Source organism: Streptomyces sp. CRN 30, assembly GCF_034105845.1.
This window is the reverse complement of record NZ_JAVRHI010000433.1, coordinates 36,227-57,429: the sequence shown is the minus strand read 5'-3', so window position 1 is coordinate 57,429 and position 21,203 is coordinate 36,227. Positions and strand designations below refer to the sequence as shown.

Genomic DNA, 21,203 nt, shown 5'->3' with positions numbered 1-21,203 from the left:
CGGCCGTCCTGCTCAGCGGAGGGCGCTGCCGGGTGCGGCGTCCAGGAGCGCCAGTTCGTCGCGGTGCGGCAGGCCCTCCCAGTCGCCGCGGGAGGCGACGGCGAACGCGCCCGTGGTGACCGCCCGCCGCAGCCGGTCGGCCGGTGCCAGACCGTCCAGGAGCCCGGAGAGGTATCCGGCGCAGAACGCGTCCCCGGCGCCGACCGTGTCGAGTACGGGGACGCCGTGGGCGGGCCGGTGGAGGCGGTGGCCGTCGGTGCCGTACAGGTCGGCTCCGTCGCCCCCGCGTGTGACGACCACCTCGCCCACCCCCGCGGCCAGCAGCTCCGCCACCCGCGCGTCCTCGCTCGTGCGCTCGTCCCCGGCGATGAGGGGGAGTTCGTCGTCCGAGGCGATCAGGACGTCCACGTTGTCGCGGAGCCGGCGCAGGACGGGCGCCGCCTCCCCCTCGCTCCACAGGCGCGTCCGGTGGTTGACGTCCAGCACCACCGTCCAGCCGCGTGCGCGGGCGTGCTCGACCGCCTCGGTCACGGTGGCCCGCGGACCGGGGCCGAGGGCACAGGTGACGCCGGTGACGTGCAGGACGCGGGCGCCCGCGGCCAGCGCCGGGGCGAGGTGCCCGGGCCGCTGACGGGAGGCGGCGGAACCCGTGCGCCAGTAGTGCACCCGGGCGACATCGGCGACCAGGCGTTCGCGCAGCATGGACCCCGTGGGTGCCTCGGGGTCGGTGGTGGCGTGGCGCACGTCGACGCCCTCGCCGCGCAGGGTCCGCAGGATCAGCCGGGCCGGTTCGTCCGCGCCCAGGCGGCCGGCCCAGGAGACGCGGTGGCCCAGCCGGGCGAGTCCGACGGCGACGTTCGACTCCGCGCCGGCCACCGAGGTGCGGGCCGGGGCGCCGGTGGCGAGCGGCCCGTCGGTCCGCAGGGACAGCATGGTCTCGCCGAAGGTCAGGACGTCCGTGCCCGGCGGAGGCGGCGAGGAAGTACGCGGCGAAGCAGTGGTGATGACGGCGGTGGTGGTATCGGCCCGGGAGGTCACGCGTCCGCCTCCGGTCGCCGGCACGCCGACCGGAACAGCCGGGCCCGGCGGCGCAACTGGTCCAGATCTCCACCGTGGGCGGCGTCACCGACCAGCGGTGAGCCGACTCCGACGGCGAGGGCTCCGGCCGCGAAGTACTCGGGTACGAGGTCGGCGCCCACACCGCCGACGGGCACCAACGGCATGTCCGGGAACGGGTCCTTCAGGGCCCGGAGGTAGGCGGGCCCGCCCAGGGACGCGGGGAAGAGCTTCACGGCGGTGGCACCCGCCGCCACGGCGGCCGCGGCCTCGGCGGGCGTCAGCGCTCCGGCCAGCACGGGCAGCCGCTCGTGCACGGCGGCGGTGACGGCACCTCCCGTGGTGGGGGTGACGATCCAGGTGGCGCCGGCGTCCCGGGCGCGCAGCAGGTCGTCCCGGGTGACGACGGTGCCCGCGCCGATGAGGGCCTCCTCCCCCACCTCGCGGGCGGCCTCGGCCATCACGTCACAGGCGTCGACGGTGTTGAGGGAGACCTCGACGAGGCCGACCCCTTCCTCGACGAGCGCGAGTACGGTGCGCAGCGCGGCGTCCGCCGAACGGCCGCGCACGATCGCGGCGAGCCTGTCGCGGCTCAGGCGGCGGGTGAAGTCGGTGGCTTCCACGGGGCGGCTCCGGTGATGTCGTGGAGGGGCGAGGGGGCGGGAGATGCGGGAGGAGGAGCGAGGGGAAGGGCAAGGGCCACGGGGTCGGTGTCCTGGGGTCACCACTCGGCGAACGAGCCGTCGGGGTGCCGCCAGATCGGCCCGCGCCAGTCGGGGCTGCTGTCGTCCGCCGCGCGCACGGCCTTCTCGTCGACCTGGATCCCCAGGCCGGGTGCGGTGGGGCGCAGGAAGCATCCGTCGTGGAAGCGGAACACCTCGGGGTCGACCACGTAGTCGAGGACCTCGGCGCCCTGGTTGTAGTGGAGGCCGATGCTCTGTTCCTGGATGAGGAAGTTGGGGGTGCTGAAGGCGATCTGCAGGCTGGCGGCGAGGGAGACGGGGCCGAGCGGGCAGTGCGGTGCCACGGGTACGTCGAAGACCTCGGCGAGCGCCGCGATGCGCCGGACCTCGGAGATGCCTCCGGCGTGGGACAGGTCGGGCTGGAGGACGGCCACACCGGCCTGCAGGGCCGGCAGGACGTCGGTACGCGAGTACAGCCGCTCACCGGTGGCGAGCGGCACCGGTGAGCCGGCCACCAGGTCCTTCAGCAGGTGGGTGTACTCCGGCAGCACGGCCTCCTCGGCGAACAGGGGGCTGAAGGGAACCAGGTGGGGCAGCACGCGGCGGGCGTTGGCCACCGTGAACCGCCCGTGGAGGTCGACGGCGAAGTCCCGGTCCGGGCCGAGTACTTCGCGGGCCGCCGCGGCCCGGCCGACGACGTCGTCGATGTCGCGCATCGTGGCCAGGCGGTTCATCCGGCCGCAGGCGTTCATCTTGACCGCCGTGAAACCGGCCTCCACCTGGGCCGCGATCGCGTCGGCCACCTCGGCGGGCTCGTCGCCGCCCACCCAGCTGTAGGCACGCACACGGTCACGGACCGGACCGCCCAGCAGCACGTGGACGGGTGCGCCGAACACCTTGCCCGCGATGTCCCACAGGGCCTGGTCGAGTCCCGCGACCGCGCTGGACAGCACGGGACCGCCCCGGTAGAAGGATCCCTTGGTCATCACCTGCCAGTGGTCCTCGATGCGCAGCGGGTCCTGTCCGACGAGGAGTTCGGCCAGTTCGCGCACGGCGGTGCGGACGGTGGCGGCCCGGCCTTCCACGACCGGCTCGCCCCAGCCGACGACGCCCTCGTCGGTCTCCACGCGGCACAGCAGCCATCGGGGCGGGACGGCGAAGGTCTCGATGCGGGTGATCTTCACGGGGGACGCTCCTGCGACGGGGGCGGTGGGGCGGCGGGAGGGGCACGTCTCGCGCACGGCGGCACGGCGGCACAGCAGCGCGACGGCGCGACGGCGCGACGGCGCGACGGCCTAGGAGGAGGTCTTCCGTACGCTCCATCCTCCGTCGACCACGAGGGAGATCCCGGTGACGAAGGACGCGTCCTCGCCCAGGAGGAAGGCGATGGCACCGGCGACCTCCTCCGGGCGCCCCAGCCGGCCCATCGCCGTCTGCTCGGCACTGGCCTGCCGGTCCGCCTCGCCGATGTCGTCCCAGGCGCGCGTGAGGACCGGTCCCGGAAGCACCGCGTTGACCCGCACGTCGGCCCCGTACTCCACCGCCAACTGCCGCATCAGTCCCGTCAGTGCCGCCTTGGCCGCCGCGTAGGCGGGACGGCCCGGCATGCCGACCAGCGCATGCACGGAGGAGACGAAGACGGCGCTGCCCCCGGTCGCCCGGAGATCCTCCAGACATGCTCGGAACCCCAGGAAAGTGCCCGTGAGGCTGACGGAGAGCTGACGGTCCCACTCCGCCCGGCCGATCGTGTGGGCGGCCCCCATGCGGACCGTGTACGCGTTGCTGACGAGCCCCGCGACAGGCCCGAAGTGGTCGTGGGCCGCCGTGACGGCATCGCCCCAGCCGTCCTCGGTGGAGACGTCACCGTGCTGGTAGACGGCGCTGCCGCCGGCGTCCCGGATGGCCCGGGCCGTCTCCTCACCCGCTCGGTCGGCGACGTCGACCAGCACCACACCGGCACCGTCGGCGGCCAGCCGGTGCGCGGTGGCGGCGCCTATGCCCGAGGCCCCTCCCGTGACGACGACACAGCGGCCGGAGGAACGGGCGTTGACAAGGCTGTACGGGTTCACATGCGGCTCCCGAGCGGCATCGACCGGCAAGAGGGCGGAGAGGAGGGCCTCACCGAAGGCAGCCCAATTAAATATTAATTAATCAGGGGCGCCAAGAGGGAGCGGGAGCCCGACAGACCTCTGCTCAGGACTTGCCGGGCTCGGGCCCGGTGGACTCGGTGGACTCGTGAGACTCGGAGAACTTGTCCGCCAGGCCTCGTTCCAGGTAGTCGTCCGGCAGGTCCTGGATGACCAGTTCGGCCTCGGCGCGCTCGGTGTGCAGCCGCCAGTAGGCATCGGCGATCGTCTCGGGCCGGGAGCCGTGGCCACCCCGGCCGATGTAGGCGGCGACCGCCATGTGCGCGGCGTGGACGCCGGTACCGGAGAGCGCGGCGTGCAGGTTGAGGATCCAGTTGCGCATCCCGGCGGTGGCGATCCGAACGTTCGCCACCTGCGGGACGATCAACGGCCCCGAGCCCGCGCCGCTGCTGACCAGGACCGTTCCGGGACCGCCGCCTCGACGAGGCGCGGCGCGCGCTCATCGCGCCGCACCGGCGCACGACCATCACCGAGAGAGCCGCCCGCTGGCAGTTCGCCGACAGCGGCCGCTTGTCCCGGTGGGGACGCACGGGACGTGCGGGACGCCGGCGCCTGAACGCGGACACACACGGGCGCAGATACGGACCCCTGCTCTTCCCCCGTGTGTGTCCGCGCGGTGGGCGTCACCGGCCCCGGCCGGTCTCCGTCCGTTCCCGGCGTCACGGGCTGGCCGTGCGGGCGTGGTGCCGGGATGCTTCCGGTATGAGCGACGGCGGTGAAGGGGTACGCCCGCCCGCGAACCCGTCCGAGCTGTCGAAGCCGTCTGCACCGGCACCGGCACCGGCATCCGCACCTCGGCCCGGGGCGCGCGAGGACGCGGGAGCCGGTGCGGTCGGCGGCATACGGACGGGTACGGCGGCGGGACGCCGGGTGGTGCTGGCGACCGTGCTCGGTTCGTCCATGGCCCTGCTCGACTCCACCGTGGTCAACGTGGCGCTGCCGCGTATCGGACGGGACCTCGACGCCGACCTGGCGGCGCTCCAGTGGACCGTCAACGGCTACATGCTCACCCTGGCCGGGCTGATCCTGCTCGGTGGAGCGCTGGGCGACCGGTACGGGCGCCGGAAGGTCTTCGTCGTCGGCGTGGTGTGGTTCTCGCTCGCCTCACTGCTGTGCGGGCTCGCTCCCACCACCGAGGTGCTGATCGGCGCCCGCGTGCTCCAGGGCGTCGGCGGCGCCTTGCTCACCCCGGGCTCACTGGCGCTGATCCAGGCGTCCTTCCACCCGGACGACCGGGCGAAGGCCGTCGGGATCTGGTCCGGTCTCGGCGGGGTGGGCGCCGCGATCGGGCCCTTCGTGGGCGGCTGGCTGGTGGACGGGGCCGGCTGGCGGTGGGTGTTCCTGCTCAACGTGCCGCTGGCCGCGCTCTGCGCGCCGGTGGCCCTGCGGCACGTACCGGAGTCGCGCGATCCGCACCCGCACGGACGCTTCGACGTGCTGGGCGCGACCCTCGGCGCGGCGGCGCTCGCGCTCGTCACCTACGCCCTGATCGACGGTCTGCTCCTCGTCGGAGCGGCCGGCATCGTGGTCGGCGTCGTCTTCGTCCTCGTCGAACGGCGGCGGCCGGACCCGCTGCTGCCACCGTCGATCTTCGCGTCCCGGCTGTTCACCACCGTCAACGTGGTCACCCTGTGCGTGTACGCGGCGTTCGGCGGCTTCTTCTTCCTCGCCGCGCTGCAACTCCAGGTCGTCGTCGGCTGGTCCGCGCTCGGCGCCGGCACCGCGCTCCTGCCGACCACCGTCCTGATGCTGCTGCTCTCCGGCCGCTCGGGCGCACTGGCCACGCGTATCGGGCCCCGCGTTCCGCTGACGGTCGGGCCCCTGCTGTGTGCCGTCGGCATGCTGCTGATGCTGCGGGTGACGGAGGGCTCCGCCTACGTCCCGGACGTGCTGCCCGCCCTCGTCGTCCTGGGCCTCGGCATGGTCGTCCTGGTCGCGCCGCTGACCTCCGCCGTGCTCGCCTCGGTGGAGACCGGCCGGGCCGGACTGGCCAGCGGCATCAACAACGCGGCCGCCCGCGCGGCGGGCCTCGTCGCCGTGGCGGCACTGCCACTGCTGACCGGCATGGGGCCCGACTCCTACCGCCTGCCCCAGGAGTTCGCCGGTGCCTTCCGCACGGCCATGCTGATCTGCGCGGGGCTGTTGACGGCGGGAGCCGTGATCGCCTGGACGACGGTACGGGCCCCGGCCGCCGACGTGGGGCCGGAGCCCGTCGGGGCCCGCCCCGAGTGCAAGGTGTACTGCGGGGTGACGTCACCGCCCCTGGAGGCGGCCTACGACGGGCGGGACGCTGCCTCACGGGGACGCGGCACCGCGGGACACGGCTCGCCGGGTACGTCCTGAGCTGCTGTCCCACCGCCTGGTGAACGCGCCGGCGCCACCGCGGATCGCACTGCTGTCCCGGTCACGGTCACGGCAGCAGTCGCTGTTCCTTGGCGACGGCGACGGCGACGGCACGGGTGTCGACGCCGAGTTTGCCGTAGACGCGGCCCAGGTGGGTCTTGACCGTGGCTTCGCTGACGAAGAGGGCCTTGGCGATGTCACGGTTGGACAGGCCGCGGGCGAGCTGGCCGAGGATGTCGCGTTCCCGTTCGGTCAGGGCGGGGCGCGGGCTGCGCACCTGGGCCATGACGCGGTGGGCCACGGGAGCGGACAGGGCGGTGCGGCCGGCGGCGGCGCTGTGGATGGCGGTGAACAGTTCCTCGGGGCGTTCGGCCTTGAGCAGGTAGCCGGTGGCGCCCGCCTCGACGGCGCGGGTGATGTCGGCGTCGGTGTCGTACGTGGTGAGGACCAGGACGTGGATGGCTCCGCCGGAGCCGACGGTGATCTACACCAGGGACGCCGAAGCCGCTGCGCGAGCGTTACGGGCCGCCGCCCACGTGCGGGAAAGGGGCCGCCGGTGAACGCCCCGCGCTGGGTCACCCCGCGTCGCCTCGGCGCCGCCGCCGCGGCCTACGGCGTGTTCGTCGCGGGCTGGTACCTGGGCCGGCCCGTCGCGCCCGAGTGCCACGTCGACCAGGCCGCCCTCGACCGGATCGCCGACGAGAGACACGAGGAGGCGTACGACTCGAAGTCCCCCTTCCGCTCGGTCTCGATGCGAAACCGGCCACGGTGCACGACTCACCTGGGGGAACCGACGCCATGTTGTCCCAGACGTTCGTCTCCTACGCCGTCGCCTGCACCAACGACACGAGTGACCGCCCCCGCATGCGAGCGTGGATCGAGGGTCACCGGCGGTAGGGGCGTGAAGAGGCGATGCGACCCGGTGTCCGCCGCGACGTGGGTGCCGGCCCCGTGTCGTGCGAGACTCCCCGGGTTCCTGCCTGGATGACCCTGCGCCGCCTCGGCGCCGCCACCGCTCCGTACGCCGTGTTCCTGGCCGGGTGGTGGCTGGGCCGGCCCGTGCGCTCCGACGGCTGTCTCGAGGACCGGCTCGCCGCCTGGGCGGACGGGCCGGCCGCACCGGTGGAGCCGGCCGACCCCGCCCGGTACCTCGACAACCTCGGTCTCGACCTCGGGCTCCTCGACCGGGCCGACGACATGGACGGTTACCGCGACGGCGAGTACGGCCCCAGCGACTACGGGTACGACCTGCGGGGCGGGCCCGGAACGGACGTCTCCTCCGGCGCTGTCCACGCTCCTTGCTCCTACAGGGGGCGCGCCCGCCTGCTCGCGTGGATCAACGGCGACTGGGGCTGACTCACCTGCTCCCGCCGCACGGGCACGGCCGGACCGGGACCACGGGCGGAACAAGGAGTCCTCCCGCCCCTTCATGTCGTCGACTCAGCGGTTGGCGAGGAGTTCCAGCGTGTCGATGACCCGGTTCGAGAAGCCCCACTCGTTGTCGTACCAGGCGACCACCTTGACGTGGCGGCCGTCGACGCGGGTGAGGGCCGAGTCGAAGATCGCCGAAGCCGGGTTGCCCGTGATGTCGGACGACACCAGGGGATCGTCCGAGTACTCCAGGATGCCGGCGAGCGGCCCCCCGGCCGCGGCACGGTACGCCGCCAGCACCTCGTCGCGCGTCACGGCACGGGTGACGGCCGTGTTGAGTTCGACGATCGAGCCCACGGGAACGGGTACGCGGATGGAGTCGCCCGACAGCTTGCCGTCGAGGTTCGGCAGCACGAGGCCGATCGCCTTGGCCGCGCCCGTCGTGGTCGGCACGATGTTGACGGCGGCGGCGCGGGCACGGCGGGCGTCGCGGTGCGGACCGTCCTGGAGGTTCTGCTCCTGTGTATAAGCGTGCACCGTCGTCATGAAGCCGTGCTCGATGCCGGCGAGGTCGTCGAGGACCGCGGCCAGCGGCGCGAGGGCGTTGGTCGTGCACGACGCGTTCGAGACGATCGTGTGCGCGGCCGGGTCGTACGCGTCGGTGTTGACCCCGGGGGCCAGTGTGACGTCGGCGCCGTCCGACGGCGCGCCGACGAGCACCTTCCGTGCGCCCGCGGCGAGGTGGGCGCGGGCGGCCGTGGCCGAGGTGAAGCGGCCGGTCGCCTCCAGCACGAGGTCGACGCCGAGTTCGGCCCACGGCAGCTGCGCCGGTTCCCGCTCGGCGAGCACGCGGATACGGCGGCCGTCGACGACGAGGACGTCCCCGTCCACGGTCACCGGGCGGCCCAGCCGGCCGGCCGTCGTGTCGTAGGCGAGCAGTCGCGCGAGGGTGGCGGGCTCCGCGAGGTCGTTGACCGCGACGATCTCGAGGTCGCTGTCGCGTTCGAGCAGGGCGCGCAGCACATTGCGTCCGATGCGGCCGAATCCGTTGATGGCGATACGCGTCATGATGGTGTCCCTTCGGTTCCCCACCAGGTTCGCTCGCGGCGCCCGGTCGTGGCAGCGGCGTGAGTGACACGGTTCGCAAGGATCGCGCCAAGTACCGCGCCACGTGCCGAGTGGTGAGTGCCGAGTGTCAAGTGCCTGGTGCTACGCACCCGTTCGGCGGGTCACTCGTCGCGGGCGAAGGTGCGCCGGTACTCGCTCGGCGTCGTACCGAGGATCCGCTGGAAGTGCAGCCGCAGGTTCGCGCCGGTGCCGAGTCCGACGTCGCCGGCGATCCGCTCCACGCCCTGCTGTGAACGTTCGAGCAGCTCACGGGCCATGTCGATGCGGGCGCGCATGACCCACTGCATCGGTGTGTACCCCGTGTCCTCGACGAAGCGGCGCGACAAGGTGCGCGGGGAGACCGCCGCGTGCCGGGCGAGCACCTCGAGGGTGAGGGGCTCGGCGAGCCGGTGCAGCGCCCACTCCCGGGTGGCGGCGAACCGCTCGCCGAGCGGCTCGGGGACGCTGCGCGGCACGTACTGCGCCTGGCCGCCGCTGCGGTAGGGCGCCGCGACCAGGCGCCGGGCGGCGTGGTTCGACGCGGCCACCCCGAGGTCGCCGCGCAGGATGTGCAGGCACAGGTCGATGCCCGAGGCGGCGCCGGCCGAGGTGAGCACGCTGCCCTCGTCGACGAACAGGACGTTCTCGTCGACCCGTATCCGCGGATGAGCCGTCGCGAGCGCGCGTGTGTAGTGCCAGTGCGTCGTGGCGCGCCTGCCGTCGAGCAGGCCCGTGGCGGCGAGCGCGAACGCGCCCGTCGAGATGGCGGCGAGCCGGGCACCCCGCTCATGGGCGGCGATCAGCGCGTCGACGACGGCCCGCGGCGGATCGTCGCGGTCCGGGAAGCGGTATCCCGGGACGAAGACGATGTCCGCCCACGCGAGCGCGTCGAGGCCGTGGGCGACGTGGTACGACAGGCCGTCGCCGCCGGTCACCGGACCGGGTGCCGGGCCGCACACCCGCACCTCGTACGGCATGCTCGCCCGGGTCGTGAACACCTGCGCGGGGATGCCGACATCGAGTGGTTTCGCGCCTTCGAGCACGAGGACGGCAACGCGGTGGAGGCGGGAGGCTGGCACGGGGACGAGGGTACGCGGGGTGTCCTGCCGGTACCCCGGCGAACGACGCGGGGCGTCGCCTCAGTCGAGGACGTGCCGCAGGTAGGACCGTGGATCGGTGAGGTAGCGGCGCCAGTGGTCGACCAGGGCGAGCTCGTCCCAGGCACTGCGGCGCATGCCGTGCTCGCCGACCTCGACGATGTCCGCACCGGGCAGGGCGGTCAGCACCGGGGAGTGGGTGGCGCAGATGACCTGGCCGCCGTTCTTCACCAACTGGTCGATGTGGCCGAGCAGTTCCAGACAGGAGGTGAACGACAGCGCGGCTTCGGGCTCGTCCATCACGTACAGCCCCGGCTGGAGGAACTTGCTGCGGAAGGCGGCGAGGAAGCCCTCCCCGTGACTGACCGAAGCCGGCGCGAACCCTTCCCGGTCCAGGGCGTCCAGCGCCGTCTCGGCGCGCAGGAAGAAGCCCTTGCGGGTGGACCAGTTGCCCAGCATGCGCCGTCCGCGCGGGGCCGCGTCGAAGCGGATGCGCTCGCCCAGCGCCGACTTGGGGCGGTGACTGGCGTAACGCCAGTCGTGCGAACCGCCCCACGGGTCCAGACCGAAGCCTTCGGCGAGGGCCTCGACCAGGGTGGACTTGCCCGAGCCGTTCTCGCCCACGAGGAAGGTCACGGGCGCGGTGAACCGCAACCCGTCCGCCAGCAAGTCGCGCACGCACGGCACGGACCAGGGCCACTCGTCCCGTTCGTACGAGGCCACGTGCGCGTACGCCTGTTCGATGATCACAGGTCGAGTCTTCCACAGGGTGCGCCCGGGGCACGGGACCCCACGTGCGGGAAGAACCGGCTCGCCCGCCCGGTGCCGCCCTTGTTACGGTGGTGGACATGGCACGAGGCATCTGGTCGCAGAAGGTTCGAACCGCCCGCTGACGGCGGCGCCTTCCCCTTCGCTGAATCCGCGCTCGCCGTTCCGGTTCCCGCCGGGCGGCCATGTCCCGCTGCCCGGCTCCCCTGCGAGCTGCGGAGCACACGTTGCACCCCACCCCGAACACCCGGCACCACCTCCCGTCCCTGCCCGTCGTCGAGGCGGGCGGCGGCGCACACGTCCGCGCCGAGGGCGTCACCGTCACCCGCGGGTCCCGGCGGGTCCTGCACGACGTCTCGGTCACCGTCTCCGCCCGGTCGCGCGTCGCCGTCGTCGGCGAGAACGGGCGTGGCAAGACGACGCTGCTGCACGTCCTCGCCGGCCTGGTCGCTCCGGACGAGGGCACCGCGCACCGCACCGGCACGATCGGCCTGGCCCGCCAGGAGCTGTCCGCGCGGGACGGCGAGACCGTCGGCACCCTGACGTCCGGGGCGCTGGCCGCATCGCGCGCGGCCCTCGACGCGCTGGACGAGGCGACCCACGCCCTGGCCGCGGGCCGTCCGGCCGCCGCCGACCGCTACGCCACCGCGCTCGACGCCGCCACCCGGCTCGACGCCTGGGACGCCGAGCGCCGCGTCGACGTCGACCTGGAGGCCCTCGGTGCCTGCACCGACCGCGACCGCCCGCTGGCGACGCTGTCGGTCGGGCAGCGCTACCGGGTCCGGCTGGCCTGCCTGCTCGGCGCGCACCACGACATCCTGCTGCTCGACGAGCCGACCAACCACCTCGACGCCGACGGACTGGACCACCTCACCCGCCGGCTGCGCGCGCACGGCGGCGGTCTCGCCGTCGTCAGCCACGACCGGGCGCTGCTGCGCGACGTCGCCGACCGCTTCCTCGACCTCGATCCGACCCGCGACGGCACACCGCGCCTGTACGCGGGCGGCTACCCGGCCTGGCAGGACGCCCGGCGTCGCGACCGGGCGCGCTGGGAGCAGGACCACGAGGAGCAGCAGGCAGAGCACCGGCGGCTGCAGGAGGCGGTGTCCCTGGCCCGCGGCCGGCTCTCCACCGGCTGGCGGCCGGAGAAGGGCACCGGCAGGCACCAGCGCCAGTCCCGCGCACCGGGCGTCGTCCAGTCCCTGAACCGGCGGCGGGACGCCCTGGAGGCGCACCGGATCGACGTGCCCGAGCCGCCGCAGGCGCTGCGGTGGCCGGACCCGGGCGTGCGACCCGGTGCGCCGCAGCTGCGGGCGTACGGCATCGCCGTCGACGGGCGGTTGGCCGGTCCGGTCGACCTCGTCCTCGACGGCGGGGACCGGCTGCTCGTCACCGGGCCGAACGGTGCCGGGAAGTCCACGCTGCTCGCCGTGCTGGCCGGTGCGCTGGAGCCCGGGGCCGGCCGGGTGGTGACGGCCCAGGGGGCGCGGGTCACCCGGGTCACCCAGGAGACCACCGCCCAGGACCCCGGGCTCACCGCCCACGAGGTGCATGCCCGCCACGTGGGACGGCTGGTGGCCGGCGGGCGGCTCCGCGACGCCGAGGCCGTGCCGCTCGGCGCGCTGGGGCTGCTGGACACCGCCGCGATGCGTACGCCGGTCGGACGGATGTCACAGGGGCAGCAGCGGCGCCTGGACCTGGCGCTGGCACTGGCCGTACGGCCCGGGCTGATCCTGTTCGACGAGCCGACCAACCACCTGTCGTCCGCCCTGGTCGACGAGCTGACCGGAGCGATCCGCAGCACGAGTGCCGCCGTCGTCGTCGCCACGCACGACCGTCAGCTGCTGCGGGACCTCGCGGACTGGCCGCGCCTGGAGGTACTCCCGCATCCGGCACCGCACACCGGCACCGGCACCGGCACCGGCACCGGCGAACGCCGTTCCGTACGCGATCAGCAGTGACCGGCAGGCCCGTTCCCGAGCGATGCGGCTTCGGTGGCGGCCCAGGCGGTGAGGAGCCGCAGCGCGTCGTGGTCCGGGGTGCCGGGGGCCGCGCTGTAGGCGGTGAGGGTGAGGCCGGGCCGGGCGGGCAGTTCCATGGCGTCGAAGTCGAGGGTACTCATCGGTGAGCTGGTCACCCGCAGCGAGGAGTTCCGCACCGCGTGGGCCAAGCACAACGTGCGCCTGCACCACACCGGCCGCAAGTCCTTCCGCCACCCGGCCGTCGGCGTCGTCAGAACAGGGGCGCGTACAGGGCACGGCCGAGGGTGTTGGCGGCGAGGACGTCCAGCCTGCCGTTGCGGATGAAGGCCGGGGAGTCGGTCATGGAGTGCAGCACGCGCAGGACGCTGTCCGGCAGCGGGCCGCGCGGGCGCCTGGTGCGGCGGGCGGGGCGTCTGGCGGCCGCGCGGGCCAGGTCGAACAGGTGGGCACGTTCGGCGTCGTCCAGCTGGAGGGCGTTCGCCACGGCGTCGAGGACCTCCTCCGAGGCGCCGGCGAGGTGGCCGCGCTCCAGGCGGACGTAGTAGTCGATGCTGACGCCCGCGAGCAGGGCGACCTCCTCCCGGCGCAGCCCCGGCACGCGCCGGTTGCCGCCGTAGGCGGGCAGTCCGGCGCGCTGGGGCGTGATCCTGGCACGGCGGGAGGCCAGGAACTCGCGGATGTCACTCTCGGTACTCACGCCTCCCAGGCTAAGCCGGACGGTCCACCTGTGGGGGGTCCTGTCAGTACCTGTATCACCAGACCCTTCTCCCACTCCTTGAGCTGCGGTTTCCTCGGTGACGGCAGCGGCTGACGCCTCCGGGTGCGACGGGGACACCAGGTGCGGCGGCTGCCGGAAGGCCGCGTCCGTCACACAGTGGTAGCGGGCGAATCATCACGTTCCGACCGAGGAGTCGTATCCATGCCCACCATGTCCAAGCAGTCCGCGCCCCCGGAGCCGGCCGGAATCGCACCCAAGCTCGTCGAGCTCACCGACGAGGTGCTCTTCGGTGACGTCTGGGAGCGGCCCGGGCTGTCACCCCGCGACCGCAGCCTGGTCACGGTGAGTGTGCTGGCCGCCCTCTACCGCGGCGAGCAGCTCGGCCACCACCTGGGCGTCGCCCTGGACAACGGGCTGAGCGTGGCGGAGCTGTCCGAGGCGATCACGCACCTGGCCTTCTACGCGGGCTGGCCCAACGCCATGACCGCCATCGATCAGCTGAAGAAGACCGCCGACGAGCGGGACGCCTGAGCGGCGGCCCCGCGTGCGCGCCGCGGGCACTCGCCCCTGCGCGCACCTCGGACCTGTACGAGCACGGAGTAGCGGAACATGGAACTGTTGAAGAAGCAGCCGACGACGAAGCTGCCGGCGGAGTGGTTCACCGGGGACGCCTGGGCCGATGTGATCCACCGCGGTGAGGAGCCCTCCCGGGCCCGTGCCAACGCGGTGCGCTTCTCCCCCGGCGCCCGCACCGCCTGGCACTCCCACGGCCTGGGCCAGACCCTCTACGTCGTCGAGGGCATCGCCCTGGTCCAGTCCCGCGGCGGCGAGATCCTCGAGGCCCATCCCGGCGACGTGATCTGGACCCCGCCGGGCGAGGAGCACTGGCACGGCGCCGCACCCGACCACTTCATGACGCACATCGCACTGTGGGAGACCGACGAGGTCGACTGGCTGGAGCACGTCACCGACGGCGAGTACGGCGGCCCGCGCCGCAGCACCCGCGCCTCCTGACCCACCGCTTCCTCCCTCTCCTTCCTTCCCCCCTCCCCCGCAGGACCGCGAGAAGACAAGAAGAAAGGCACCATCATGCGCGGAGCCGTCCTCTACGCCCCCGGCGACGTGCGCTTCGAGGAGCGCGCCGACCCGCAGATCCTCCACCCGACCGACGCGGTCATCCGCACCGTCGCCACCTGCGTGTGCGGTTCCGACCTGTGGGACTACCGCGGGATCAACCTGGTCGAGCGGCCCACCCCGTTCGGGCACGAGTACGTCGGCGTCGTCGAGGAGGTCGGCGACGAGGTGCGAAGTGTGCGGCCGGGCCAGTTCGTCGTCGGCTCGTTCTTCGCCTCCGACAACACGTGCGCCAACTGCCGCAACGGCTACCAGACCAACTGTCTGCACCGCGAGTTCGTCGGCGCGGAGGGCTGCCAGGCCGAGCGCATCCGTATCCCGCTGGCCGACGGCACGCTGGTCGCCACCCCCGGACAGCCCGCCGAGGAGCACATCGCCAGCCTGCTGGCCTGCTCCGACGTCATGGGCACCGGCTGGTACGCGGCCCTGGCCGCCGAGGTGCGGCCCGGTGACACCGTGGCCGTCGTCGGCGACGGCGCGGTCGGCCTGTGCGCGGTCATCGCCGCCAGGGAGCTCGGCGCCGAGCGGATCATCGCCATGTCCCGGCACGCCTCCCGGCAGCAGCTGGCGCGCGAGTTCGGCGCCACCGACGTCGTCGCCGAGCGCGGCGAGGAGGGCGTGGCCCGCATCCAGGAGATGACCGGCGGCATCGGTGCCGACCGGGTGCTGGAGTGCGTGGGCAACGAGCAGTCGATGCAGCAGGCCCTGAGCTCCACCCGGCCCGGCGGCAACGTCGGCTTCGTCGGCGTACCGCACGGCGTCGCCTTCGACGGCCAGCAGCTGTTCTACTCCCACGTCGGCGTGCGCGGCGGTCCCGCCCCCGTGCGCCAGTACCTGCCCGACCTGATCGACCGGGTCGTGTCCGGGCGCATCGACCCGGGTAAGGTCTTCGACCTCGAACTACCCCTGTCCCGGGTCGCCGAGGGTTACCGGGCCATGGACGAGCGCAGTGCCATCAAGGCCCTGCTCAAGCCCTGACCGTGACCGTGATGGGCCGGTCTGCTCATGTCGGCCCATCACCCCACCACTCCACCACTCCACGCACTGAAGGCGATCGGCATGGCATTGATCCTGGTGACCGGGGCGTCCAGCGGGCTCGGGCGCAACACGGCGGACGCGCTGGCCGAGGACGGGCACGACGTGGTCGGCCACGTCCGCAATGCCGCCCGTCTCGCCGGCCCGGGCGACGGTGCCGCGTGGAGAGGCGTGGTCATCGGGGACCTCGCCGAGCCCGACGAGATCCGTGACGTCGCCCGGCAGGCCGGCGCGTTCGGCCGCTTCGACGCCGTCATCCACAACGCCGGTGTCCTGCACTCCGCCGGCCTGGTCACCGTCAACACGCTCGCGCCCTACATGCTGACGGCCCTGATGGAGAAGCCGGCCCGGCTCATCCACCTCAGCAGCTCGATGCACCGGGGCGGTTCCACCGATCTGCGACGGCTGACCGACGGCACCGCGTCCTACAGCGACAGCAAACTGTGGGTCACCGCCCTCGCCCTCGCCCTCGCGTCCCGGTGGGAGGGGACCTCCAGCCACGCGGTCGACCCCGGCTGGGTCCCCACCCGCATGGGCGGTGCCGGCGCACCGGACGACCTGATCGCGGGACACCTGACGCAGGTACGGCTCGCCACCCACACCGATGTGACACCCCGTACCGGCGGCTACTGGCACCACCAGCAGACACAGGCGCCCCACCCCGCGGCGCAGGACGAGGACTTCCAGGCGCGCCTCGTCCACATCCTGGAGAGCCGCACGGGCCTCCCGCTCGGCTGACCGTCGACCGACCGCCGTCGGCCGACCGCCGGATCGCCACTCGACGACACGGAGACAGGGGACGACGCCCCCAGATCATGCAGGGCCTCGTCGACCTCGCGCGCGGCGGAGATCCCGAGGTGGCGGAGTCCTTCTCCATGACGGTCGGCTGGGTCCTGGCGGCACTCACCGTCCTGGCGACGGGCCTCGGCGCCCGCGGTGTCCTGCGCGCGCGTCGCTGGGCGCAGGACACCGCGCGGCGGCCGGTGGCCTCGCCTCCACCGCGGTCGTCACCGCGCGCACCGCCGCCTTGATCAAGTGCAGGTCGTCGGCGGCCCGTGCCGGCTACCGTCTCGGGCCCACGAGGGCGTAGGCCGTGGTACCGGCGGCCGTGAGGGCCAGGGCCGTCCAGGTGCCCGCCGCCGTGCCGGGGGGCAGCAGCATCCAGGACGCCACCTGCGTCGGCGTACTCGTCGGAGGCGGGGCGAAGAAGGAGTACGAGAGCCAGGCGAACGGCGGCGTCCACGCGTACTGCCCCCCGCACACCACCGCTCCGAGGGCGGCGAGCCCCATCAGGCCCGCACTGTCGCGGACGACGAACGCGGTGGTCGCCAGGTCCCGCCCCACCGTCTGCACCGCCAGCAGCACCCCGGCGACGACCGCGGCGGCGAGCAGCACGTGGGCCGCCCTACGGGGGATCCAGCGGATCGCGACCGTCCGGTCGAGGTCGGGGTCCTGCCCGCCGAGCCCGGTCGAGGCCGCCATCGCTCCCGCGGCGAGGGCGAGCGCGGGCAGTCGTGGGTCACCCGGTTCCGCGCCGCCGTCCCCGGCGAACGCCCACAGCGCCACCGTGCCGATCACCACCGCGGCGAGCGACGCGGGTACCTGCCGCGAGCGTGCGTACAGTGTCAGCCATCTCACCGGGACGCACCGCCGGACAGCGCGTCGAGAGTGTCTCCCTCGCAGGAGAGCGCGGCGGCGCGCATCGCGTCGATCCGTGCGAGCTGCTCGGCCCGGGGCAGCGCGTCGAGGGCCTTCCACACCGCGTGGGCCTCGTCGGCGTCCCGCTGGTCCAGCTTCACCGGCGCGGTGCCGGGCACCGACTCCAGGTCGCCGTGGACCCAGCCCACGGCGACGGTCCGCGCGACGTCCTCGATCCCGTAGCTGCTCCAGCCGACGGGTGCGCACCCCGGCACCAGGCCCTCGGCGATCAGGGCCCAGGTCAGCTCCTCGCCCTTCGCGGTGGCCAGGGTGCCCTCGTCGAAGTCGATGAGCACGGTCTCGCGGGACCAGCGCGGCATGGAGCCCTCCGGCAGTACGGCGGTGTCCTCCCGGAGCGAGACCGGCGCCCGGTCGCCCAGGGCGCCGTGCAGCAGGCGCAGCGCCTCCTTCCCGGGACCCGCCAGGTCGGCCAGTCGGTCCCGGTGCGTAGCCGTCACACACACCGGGCCGTCGCACACCAGTTCCGCGGCGGCCTCGTCGACGACGTACATCCGGCGCGGGTCGGAGGGCAGGACGAGGAGGGCGGTCGCCGCGCCCGCCAGGACGGGTGCCAGGGCGAGCAGCCGGCCGCGCGGGGTCGCGGCGGCCAGCAGCGCGAAACCGGTCGCGGCCAGGCCGAGCAGCCAGATCGTCTGTCCGGCGTGCACGGGGGCGGAGAGCGTGACGAAGGCGTCGCGCACCTCCTCCACCGTCGGCGACAGCAGCGAGAGGCGGTTGGGCTCCGTGCCCGGCACCTCCGCCTCCGTGATCGTCTCCGTCCGGCCGAGCGACATGTGCATGAGCGCCGTGAACACGAAGGCGCCCATGGCCAGCAGCGGCGGGGTGAGCACGGACGGCAGGGCCCGTCCGGCCCCCATGCCCAGCACGGCGCCCGCGACCAGGGAGAGCGCCCCCACCAGCGAGATCGGCAGCCACCCGAGGTGCGTGTACGCGGTGTTGGCGAACACCTGCACCCCGCCGACGAGGACGAGCAGCGCGAAGGCCGAGGCCAGCGTGAGGGCCGTCGCGCCCGCCAGTGCGGCGGCGCGGTGCCGGGCGGGGCGCGGTGTGGTCGTGAGCAGTTCGGTCATCCTCGAACGGTGGTCCCGCAAGCCCTGCAGCGCGCCGAGCCCCACGGCCAGCGGCCACAGGTAGAACAGCAGGCCGCGGGTCCACAGGGCCATGGACGTCCATTGGGCCGTCCAGGCCGTGGTGCCCCTCCCCCACGCGGCGTCCACCAGGTACAGGAACGCCAGCGCGCTCGCCAGGACCACCGCGCCGGCCCAGGGGGCGACGGAGCGCTTCAGTTCGGTGCGCAGGATGCGGGTGTTCACCAGGCACCCCTCTCCCGCTCGGGGTTCCGCAGCAGCGCCGAGTAGCCGCGCTCCAGCGGGCTGTCGCCCACGTGCTCGGGTCCGCCCGCCGCGGCCAGCTCGTCCGGGGTGCCCTGGAAGACCAGCCGGCCCTCGGCAAGGAGCACCACATCGGTGCAGGCCGCGGCCACGTCCTCCACCAGGTGGGTCGAGACGACCACACAGGTGTCCTGGCCCAGTTCCTGCAGCAGGTCGCGGAAGCGCAGCCGCTGTGCCGGGTCCAGGCCGACCGTGGGCTCGTCGAGCAGCAGGAGCGCCGGGTCGTTGACGATGGCCTGGGCGATGCCGACCCGCCGCACCATGCCGCCGGACAGGGTCTTCATCCGCGCGTCGGCACGGTCGGCGAGGCCCACCCGCTCCACGGCGCGCTGCACGGCCGCGGGGACGTCCGCCTTCGGTACCTCCTTCAGCCACGCCATGTACTCGACGAACTCGCGCACCGTGAAGCGCTTGTAGTAGCCGAACTCCTGCGGCAGGTAGCCGATCCGGCGGCGCAGCGCACGCTGCTCGCCCAGGTCGCCCACGGACTCGCCGAGCAGTTCCAGGGTGCCCGCGGCGGGGCGCAGCACGGTGGCCAGTGCCCGGATGAGGGTGCTCTTGCCCGCCCCGTTGGGGCCGAGGAGGCCGTGCACGCCGGTGCCCAGCACCAGGTCGAGCCCGTCGACGGCCATCTTGTTCCTGCCGACCCTGACCTTCAGCCCGCCGGCCCGTATCTCCCAGGCGTAGGGCGTCGGTGCGATGTCGGCCGCGCTCACCGCGCGCGTCATGTGGTGTTCCTTTCCGATGGTCGACGTGGTCGACGTGGTCAGCGACGGGATCCCGGCTCGGCGTACGCGCCCCTGCGGGCGAGCACGACACCGGTGCCGAGTGCGAGGATCAGGGCCCACACGGGCAGGCCGTCCGCCCGCAGGGCGAAGACGGTACGGCCGGCGGCCAGGCTCGGTGCCACGACCACGGCGGCCCATCCGGCCACCAGCCAGGCGGCGGCGCGGGACACGCCGACGACACCGCCGAGCGCCAGGGTCGCCGAGGTGAGGGCCAGACAGGGCAGCAGCCACTGCGCGGCCGTCACACCCGTGACCCATCCGCACAGCAGCAGCACGGGCACGACCACGGCGAGCACGGACGCGGTACGCCGCAGCACCAGGTACAGCCCCGCCCTCGGCGTGGCGGCCGTCAGTTCGTACGCCGGGTCCAGTGCGCGTGACCACGAGGCCGCGACGCCGAGCACGGGCAGGACCGGGGCGAGCAGCAGCACCAGCGACACGCCGCCAAAGCCGGATCCGTCGTCGGAGCCGATGCCGATGCCGGAGCCGGTACCGACCAGGTCGAGCAGGAGCGCGAGCAGCGTCACCGCCACGACCATGGCCAGCCACGGCACCATCACCGGCGTCATCCACCCCGACAGCCGCGACGACCAGCGCCGTCGGCGCGGCATCGGGGCGGTGGAGGCGAGCTGTGGCGCGAGGCCGGACCACACCGTGCCGACGAGTTCCGTGACGGCGGGCGCGTGCGCCGTGACGGCGGCCGACAACCGGTCACGGCAGGTGCGGCACGCCTCCAGATGGGCCTCCAGGGCCCACACCTCGTCGGCGGCGAGGTCCGCGTCGCCGCGCGCGTAACCGTCGATGCTCCGCATCGACGCGTGTTCCCCACTCATGCCAGCGCCTTCCGCATCGCGATCCGCGCCCGGCGGGCACGGGTCTTGACCGTGCCCTCGGGCAGCCCCAGCAGGACCGAGGTCTCCCGGACGGACAGCCCGTCGAGGACCATGGCCTGCAACACCTGTCTGAGCTCCGGCGCGAGGCGCCGCAACGCGTCCCCGACCTCACCGCCGACGGTCGCCGCGAGCGCCTCCTCCTCGGCGGCGGGCGCCACGGGCTGCCCGGCGGCCGCGGGCGGCGGCTCCGCGTGGTGGGCGCGGCGCCGGAACGCGTCGACGAGCCGGCGCGCCGCGATCGTCCACAGCCAGCCGACGGCGCTGCCCCCGGCGGCGGTCCCGACGAACGCGCCCGCCGCGCGCCACACCGCGAGGTACGTCTCCTGCATGACCTCGGCGACGATCTGCTCGTCCGCGCAGCGGCGGCGCAGCCGCACCGCCATCCACGGCGACGTACGCCGGTACAGTTCCTCGAACGCCGCGCGGTCGCCCCTGGCCACCAGCCGGACGAGGTGTTCCTCGTCCGGCTCGCCCGGTGCCTTCCTCACTGATCTCACACCCGCAAGACGCCGGGCAGGGGCGGCGGGTTTTCCGATCGCTGTGACCTGCCTCACACGGCGCCCGACGTCTGCGGGGTACTCCGCCGCCCCGTCCCGCGGCAACCCTCCGGGCTATTGGCGCGTCATGGGTGTGCGTCACCGATCCGGTACGCATGACATCTGCGCCAAGCCACAGGGGTCCCATGATTCCCCTCGCCGCGCGGTCGGCCGTCTCCGCGTTCGTGCCGGCCGCGCTCGCCGGCACGGCGTCGACCGGTCCCGCCCGTGCTCAGCACGGTGACGGTGTACTCGCCATGGTGGACCGGACAGGTGATGCCGTGCTCGTCCGGTACCGGCTCGCCGGGCGCCCGCAGCCGCAGGGACGCGACCGGCCGGGCGTTCTTCGGCTACCGGATGCCGGACGACGGCGACCCGGCGAACAACGCGGGAACGATCGTGCTGAACCCGGCGGGCAGGCAGTGACCGTCGGCC

General features: G+C 73.8%; 25 protein-coding genes and 1 pseudogene. 10 read left to right on the top strand and 16 right to left on the bottom strand.

Features of this window, described 5'->3' with window-relative positions:
• Nucleotides 1-12 precede the first annotated feature (12 nt).
• The 5 genes from UW392_RS47390 to UW392_RS47370 all read right to left on the bottom strand — a co-directional run bounded on the left by UW392_RS47390 (nucleotide 13) and on the right by UW392_RS47370 (nucleotide 4,238).
• Nucleotides 13-1,005: a sugar kinase gene (locus tag UW392_RS47390; RefSeq protein ID WP_320781583.1), complete on the bottom strand. Its 993-nt coding sequence runs from the start codon at nucleotides 1,003-1,005 to the stop codon at nucleotides 13-15.
• A 29-nt stretch (nucleotides 1,006-1,034) separates the two neighbouring features.
• On the bottom strand, nucleotides 1,035-1,679 hold the full coding sequence (locus UW392_RS47385; protein WP_320781562.1) for a bifunctional 4-hydroxy-2-oxoglutarate aldolase/2-dehydro-3-deoxy-phosphogluconate aldolase: 645 nt from the start codon (nucleotides 1,677-1,679) through the stop codon (nucleotides 1,035-1,037).
• Between the two features lie 98 nt (nucleotides 1,680-1,777).
• Entirely contained in the window at nucleotides 1,778-2,923 is a 1,146-nt protein-coding gene (dgoD, locus tag UW392_RS47380; protein ID WP_320781561.1) for a galactonate dehydratase, read from the bottom strand.
• A 111-nt stretch (nucleotides 2,924-3,034) separates the two neighbouring features.
• On the bottom strand, nucleotides 3,035-3,808 hold the full coding sequence (locus tag UW392_RS47375; RefSeq protein ID WP_320781560.1) for an SDR family NAD(P)-dependent oxidoreductase: 774 nt from the start codon (nucleotides 3,806-3,808) through the stop codon (nucleotides 3,035-3,037).
• Between the two features lie 124 nt (nucleotides 3,809-3,932).
• Nucleotides 3,933-4,238, bottom strand: coding sequence for a hypothetical protein (locus UW392_RS47370; protein ID WP_320781559.1), 306 nt, complete (start codon nucleotides 4,236-4,238; stop codon nucleotides 3,933-3,935).
• Nucleotides 4,239-4,588: 350 nt separating this feature from the next.
• Between UW392_RS47370 and UW392_RS47365 the strand changes: the two genes are divergently transcribed.
• On the top strand, nucleotides 4,589-6,229 hold the full coding sequence (locus UW392_RS47365) for an MFS transporter (RefSeq protein WP_320781558.1): 1,641 nt from the start codon (nucleotides 4,589-4,591) through the stop codon (nucleotides 6,227-6,229).
• A 67-nt stretch (nucleotides 6,230-6,296) separates the two neighbouring features.
• On the opposite strand, the pseudogene UW392_RS47360 reads toward UW392_RS47365, so the two are convergent.
• A pseudogene (locus UW392_RS47360) lies at nucleotides 6,297-6,695 on the bottom strand (LuxR C-terminal-related transcriptional regulator); the annotation flags it as partial.
• 518 nt (nucleotides 6,696-7,213) lie between these two features.
• Between UW392_RS47360 and UW392_RS47355 the strand changes: the two are divergent.
• A complete protein-coding gene (locus UW392_RS47355; RefSeq protein WP_320781557.1) occupies nucleotides 7,214-7,585 on the top strand; it encodes a hypothetical protein in 372 nt (123 codons plus the stop codon).
• A gap of 84 nt (nucleotides 7,586-7,669) precedes the next feature.
• Here the strand turns inward: UW392_RS47355 and gap are convergent, their stop codons facing one another.
• The 3 genes from gap to UW392_RS47340 all read right to left on the bottom strand — a co-directional run bounded on the left by gap (nucleotide 7,670) and on the right by UW392_RS47340 (nucleotide 10,554).
• A complete protein-coding gene (gap, locus tag UW392_RS47350) occupies nucleotides 7,670-8,668 on the bottom strand; it encodes a type I glyceraldehyde-3-phosphate dehydrogenase (protein ID WP_320781556.1) in 999 nt (332 codons plus the stop codon).
• 161 nt (nucleotides 8,669-8,829) lie between these two features.
• A complete protein-coding gene (locus UW392_RS47345) occupies nucleotides 8,830-9,786 on the bottom strand; it encodes a GlxA family transcriptional regulator (RefSeq protein WP_320781555.1) in 957 nt (318 codons plus the stop codon).
• Nucleotides 9,787-9,846: 60 nt separating this feature from the next.
• A complete protein-coding gene (locus tag UW392_RS47340; RefSeq protein WP_320781554.1) occupies nucleotides 9,847-10,554 on the bottom strand; it encodes an AAA family ATPase in 708 nt (235 codons plus the stop codon).
• Nucleotides 10,555-10,799: 245 nt separating this feature from the next.
• Here UW392_RS47340 and UW392_RS47335 point away from each other — a divergent pair, with 245 nt between their 5' ends.
• Entirely contained in the window at nucleotides 10,800-12,533 is a 1,734-nt protein-coding gene (locus tag UW392_RS47335) for an ABC-F family ATP-binding cassette domain-containing protein (RefSeq protein ID WP_320781553.1), read from the top strand.
• Here the strand turns inward: UW392_RS47335 and UW392_RS47330 are convergent.
• The gene (locus tag UW392_RS47330; RefSeq protein ID WP_320781585.1) at nucleotides 12,524-12,694 is read right to left on the bottom strand and encodes a hypothetical protein; all 171 of its coding nucleotides are present in this window, start codon (nucleotides 12,692-12,694) and stop codon (nucleotides 12,524-12,526) included. The genes UW392_RS47335 and UW392_RS47330 overlap by 10 nt on opposite strands.
• Between UW392_RS47330 and UW392_RS67155 the strand changes: the two genes are divergently transcribed.
• Nucleotides 12,669-12,878: a hypothetical protein gene (locus UW392_RS67155; RefSeq protein WP_414497485.1), complete on the top strand. Its 210-nt coding sequence runs from the start codon at nucleotides 12,669-12,671 to the stop codon at nucleotides 12,876-12,878. The genes UW392_RS47330 and UW392_RS67155 overlap by 26 nt on opposite strands.
• On the opposite strand, the gene UW392_RS47320 is transcribed toward UW392_RS67155, so the two are convergent.
• A complete protein-coding gene (locus tag UW392_RS47320) occupies nucleotides 12,805-13,251 on the bottom strand; it encodes a helix-turn-helix domain-containing protein (RefSeq protein WP_320781552.1) in 447 nt (148 codons plus the stop codon). The genes UW392_RS67155 and UW392_RS47320 overlap by 74 nt on opposite strands.
• Nucleotides 13,252-13,482: 231 nt before the next feature.
• Here UW392_RS47320 and UW392_RS47315 point away from each other — a divergent pair, with 231 nt between their 5' ends.
• The 5 genes from UW392_RS47315 to UW392_RS47295 all read left to right on the top strand — a co-directional run bounded on the left by UW392_RS47315 (nucleotide 13,483) and on the right by UW392_RS47295 (nucleotide 16,472).
• Nucleotides 13,483-13,803, top strand: a complete 321-nt coding sequence (locus UW392_RS47315) for a carboxymuconolactone decarboxylase family protein (protein ID WP_320781582.1) — start codon at nucleotides 13,483-13,485, stop codon at nucleotides 13,801-13,803.
• A 78-nt stretch (nucleotides 13,804-13,881) separates the two neighbouring features.
• A complete protein-coding gene (locus UW392_RS47310; protein ID WP_320781551.1) occupies nucleotides 13,882-14,286 on the top strand; it encodes a cupin domain-containing protein in 405 nt (134 codons plus the stop codon).
• 75 nt (nucleotides 14,287-14,361) lie between these two features.
• Nucleotides 14,362-15,384 carry a zinc-dependent alcohol dehydrogenase family protein gene (locus UW392_RS47305; protein ID WP_320781550.1) on the top strand — a complete coding sequence of 341 codons (1,023 nt, stop codon included), beginning with the start codon at nucleotides 14,362-14,364 and terminating at the stop codon, nucleotides 15,382-15,384.
• A gap of 81 nt (nucleotides 15,385-15,465) precedes the next feature.
• Nucleotides 15,466-16,179 carry an SDR family NAD(P)-dependent oxidoreductase gene (locus UW392_RS47300; protein WP_320781549.1) on the top strand — a complete coding sequence of 238 codons (714 nt, stop codon included), beginning with the start codon at nucleotides 15,466-15,468 and terminating at the stop codon, nucleotides 16,177-16,179.
• Between the two features lie 77 nt (nucleotides 16,180-16,256).
• Nucleotides 16,257-16,472 (top strand): hypothetical protein, encoded by a 216-nt coding sequence (locus UW392_RS47295; protein WP_320781548.1) that lies wholly within the window; start codon nucleotides 16,257-16,259, stop codon nucleotides 16,470-16,472.
• Nucleotides 16,473-16,503: 31 nt separating this feature from the next.
• Here the strand turns inward: UW392_RS47295 and UW392_RS47290 are convergent, their stop codons facing one another.
• Genes UW392_RS47290 through UW392_RS47270 form a run of 5 tightly spaced genes read right to left on the bottom strand, consistent with a single transcriptional unit; the run spans nucleotide 16,504 to nucleotide 20,729 of the window.
• Nucleotides 16,504-17,079 carry a hypothetical protein gene (locus tag UW392_RS47290; protein ID WP_320781547.1) on the bottom strand — a complete coding sequence of 192 codons (576 nt, stop codon included), beginning with the start codon at nucleotides 17,077-17,079 and terminating at the stop codon, nucleotides 16,504-16,506.
• Nucleotides 17,076-18,473, bottom strand: coding sequence for a hypothetical protein (locus UW392_RS47285; protein ID WP_320781546.1), 1,398 nt, complete (start codon nucleotides 18,471-18,473; stop codon nucleotides 17,076-17,078). The genes UW392_RS47290 and UW392_RS47285 overlap by 4 nt, the downstream gene beginning before the upstream one ends.
• The gene (locus tag UW392_RS47280; RefSeq protein WP_320781545.1) at nucleotides 18,470-19,279 is read right to left on the bottom strand and encodes an ABC transporter ATP-binding protein; all 810 of its coding nucleotides are present in this window, start codon (nucleotides 19,277-19,279) and stop codon (nucleotides 18,470-18,472) included. The genes UW392_RS47285 and UW392_RS47280 overlap by 4 nt, the downstream gene beginning before the upstream one ends.
• A gap of 38 nt (nucleotides 19,280-19,317) precedes the next feature.
• Nucleotides 19,318-20,172 carry a zf-HC2 domain-containing protein gene (locus tag UW392_RS47275; protein ID WP_320781544.1) on the bottom strand — a complete coding sequence of 285 codons (855 nt, stop codon included), beginning with the start codon at nucleotides 20,170-20,172 and terminating at the stop codon, nucleotides 19,318-19,320.
• On the bottom strand, nucleotides 20,169-20,729 hold the full coding sequence (locus UW392_RS47270; protein ID WP_320781543.1) for an RNA polymerase sigma factor: 561 nt from the start codon (nucleotides 20,727-20,729) through the stop codon (nucleotides 20,169-20,171). The genes UW392_RS47275 and UW392_RS47270 overlap by 4 nt, the downstream gene beginning before the upstream one ends.
• Before the next feature lie 267 nt (nucleotides 20,730-20,996).
• Between UW392_RS47270 and UW392_RS47265 the strand changes: the two genes are divergently transcribed.
• The gene (locus UW392_RS47265; protein ID WP_320781542.1) at nucleotides 20,997-21,194 is read left to right on the top strand and encodes a hypothetical protein; all 198 of its coding nucleotides are present in this window, start codon (nucleotides 20,997-20,999) and stop codon (nucleotides 21,192-21,194) included.
• The last annotated feature ends 9 nt before the right edge of the window (nucleotides 21,195-21,203 follow it).

What these genes read in the sequence shown, in the direction of transcription:
- UW392_RS47365 (WP_320781558.1), top strand. Translation starts at nt 4,589, where the DNA reads ATGAGCGACGGCGGTGAAGGGGTACGCCCGCCCGCGAACCCGTCCGAG.
- UW392_RS47355 (WP_320781557.1), top strand. Translation starts at nt 7,214, where the DNA reads ATGACCCTGCGCCGCCTCGGCGCCGCCACCGCTCCGTACGCCGTGTTC.
- gap (WP_320781556.1), bottom strand. Translation starts at nt 8,668, where the DNA reads ATGACGCGTATCGCCATCAACGGATTCGGCCGCATCGGACGCAATGTG.
- UW392_RS67155 (WP_414497485.1), top strand. Translation starts at nt 12,669, where the DNA reads ATGGCGTCGAAGTCGAGGGTACTCATCGGTGAGCTGGTCACCCGCAGC.
- UW392_RS47330 (WP_320781585.1), bottom strand. Translation starts at nt 12,694, where the DNA reads ATGAGTACCCTCGACTTCGACGCCATGGAACTGCCCGCCCGGCCCGGC.
- UW392_RS47315 (WP_320781582.1), top strand. Translation starts at nt 13,483, where the DNA reads ATGTCCAAGCAGTCCGCGCCCCCGGAGCCGGCCGGAATCGCACCCAAG.
- UW392_RS47310 (WP_320781551.1), top strand. Translation starts at nt 13,882, where the DNA reads ATGGAACTGTTGAAGAAGCAGCCGACGACGAAGCTGCCGGCGGAGTGG.
- UW392_RS47305 (WP_320781550.1), top strand. Translation starts at nt 14,362, where the DNA reads ATGCGCGGAGCCGTCCTCTACGCCCCCGGCGACGTGCGCTTCGAGGAG.
- UW392_RS47300 (WP_320781549.1), top strand. Translation starts at nt 15,466, where the DNA reads ATGGCATTGATCCTGGTGACCGGGGCGTCCAGCGGGCTCGGGCGCAAC.
- UW392_RS47295 (WP_320781548.1), top strand. Translation starts at nt 16,257, where the DNA reads ATGCAGGGCCTCGTCGACCTCGCGCGCGGCGGAGATCCCGAGGTGGCG.
- UW392_RS47280 (WP_320781545.1), bottom strand. Translation starts at nt 19,279, where the DNA reads ATGACGCGCGCGGTGAGCGCGGCCGACATCGCACCGACGCCCTACGCC.
- UW392_RS47275 (WP_320781544.1), bottom strand. Translation starts at nt 20,172, where the DNA reads ATGAGTGGGGAACACGCGTCGATGCGGAGCATCGACGGTTACGCGCGC.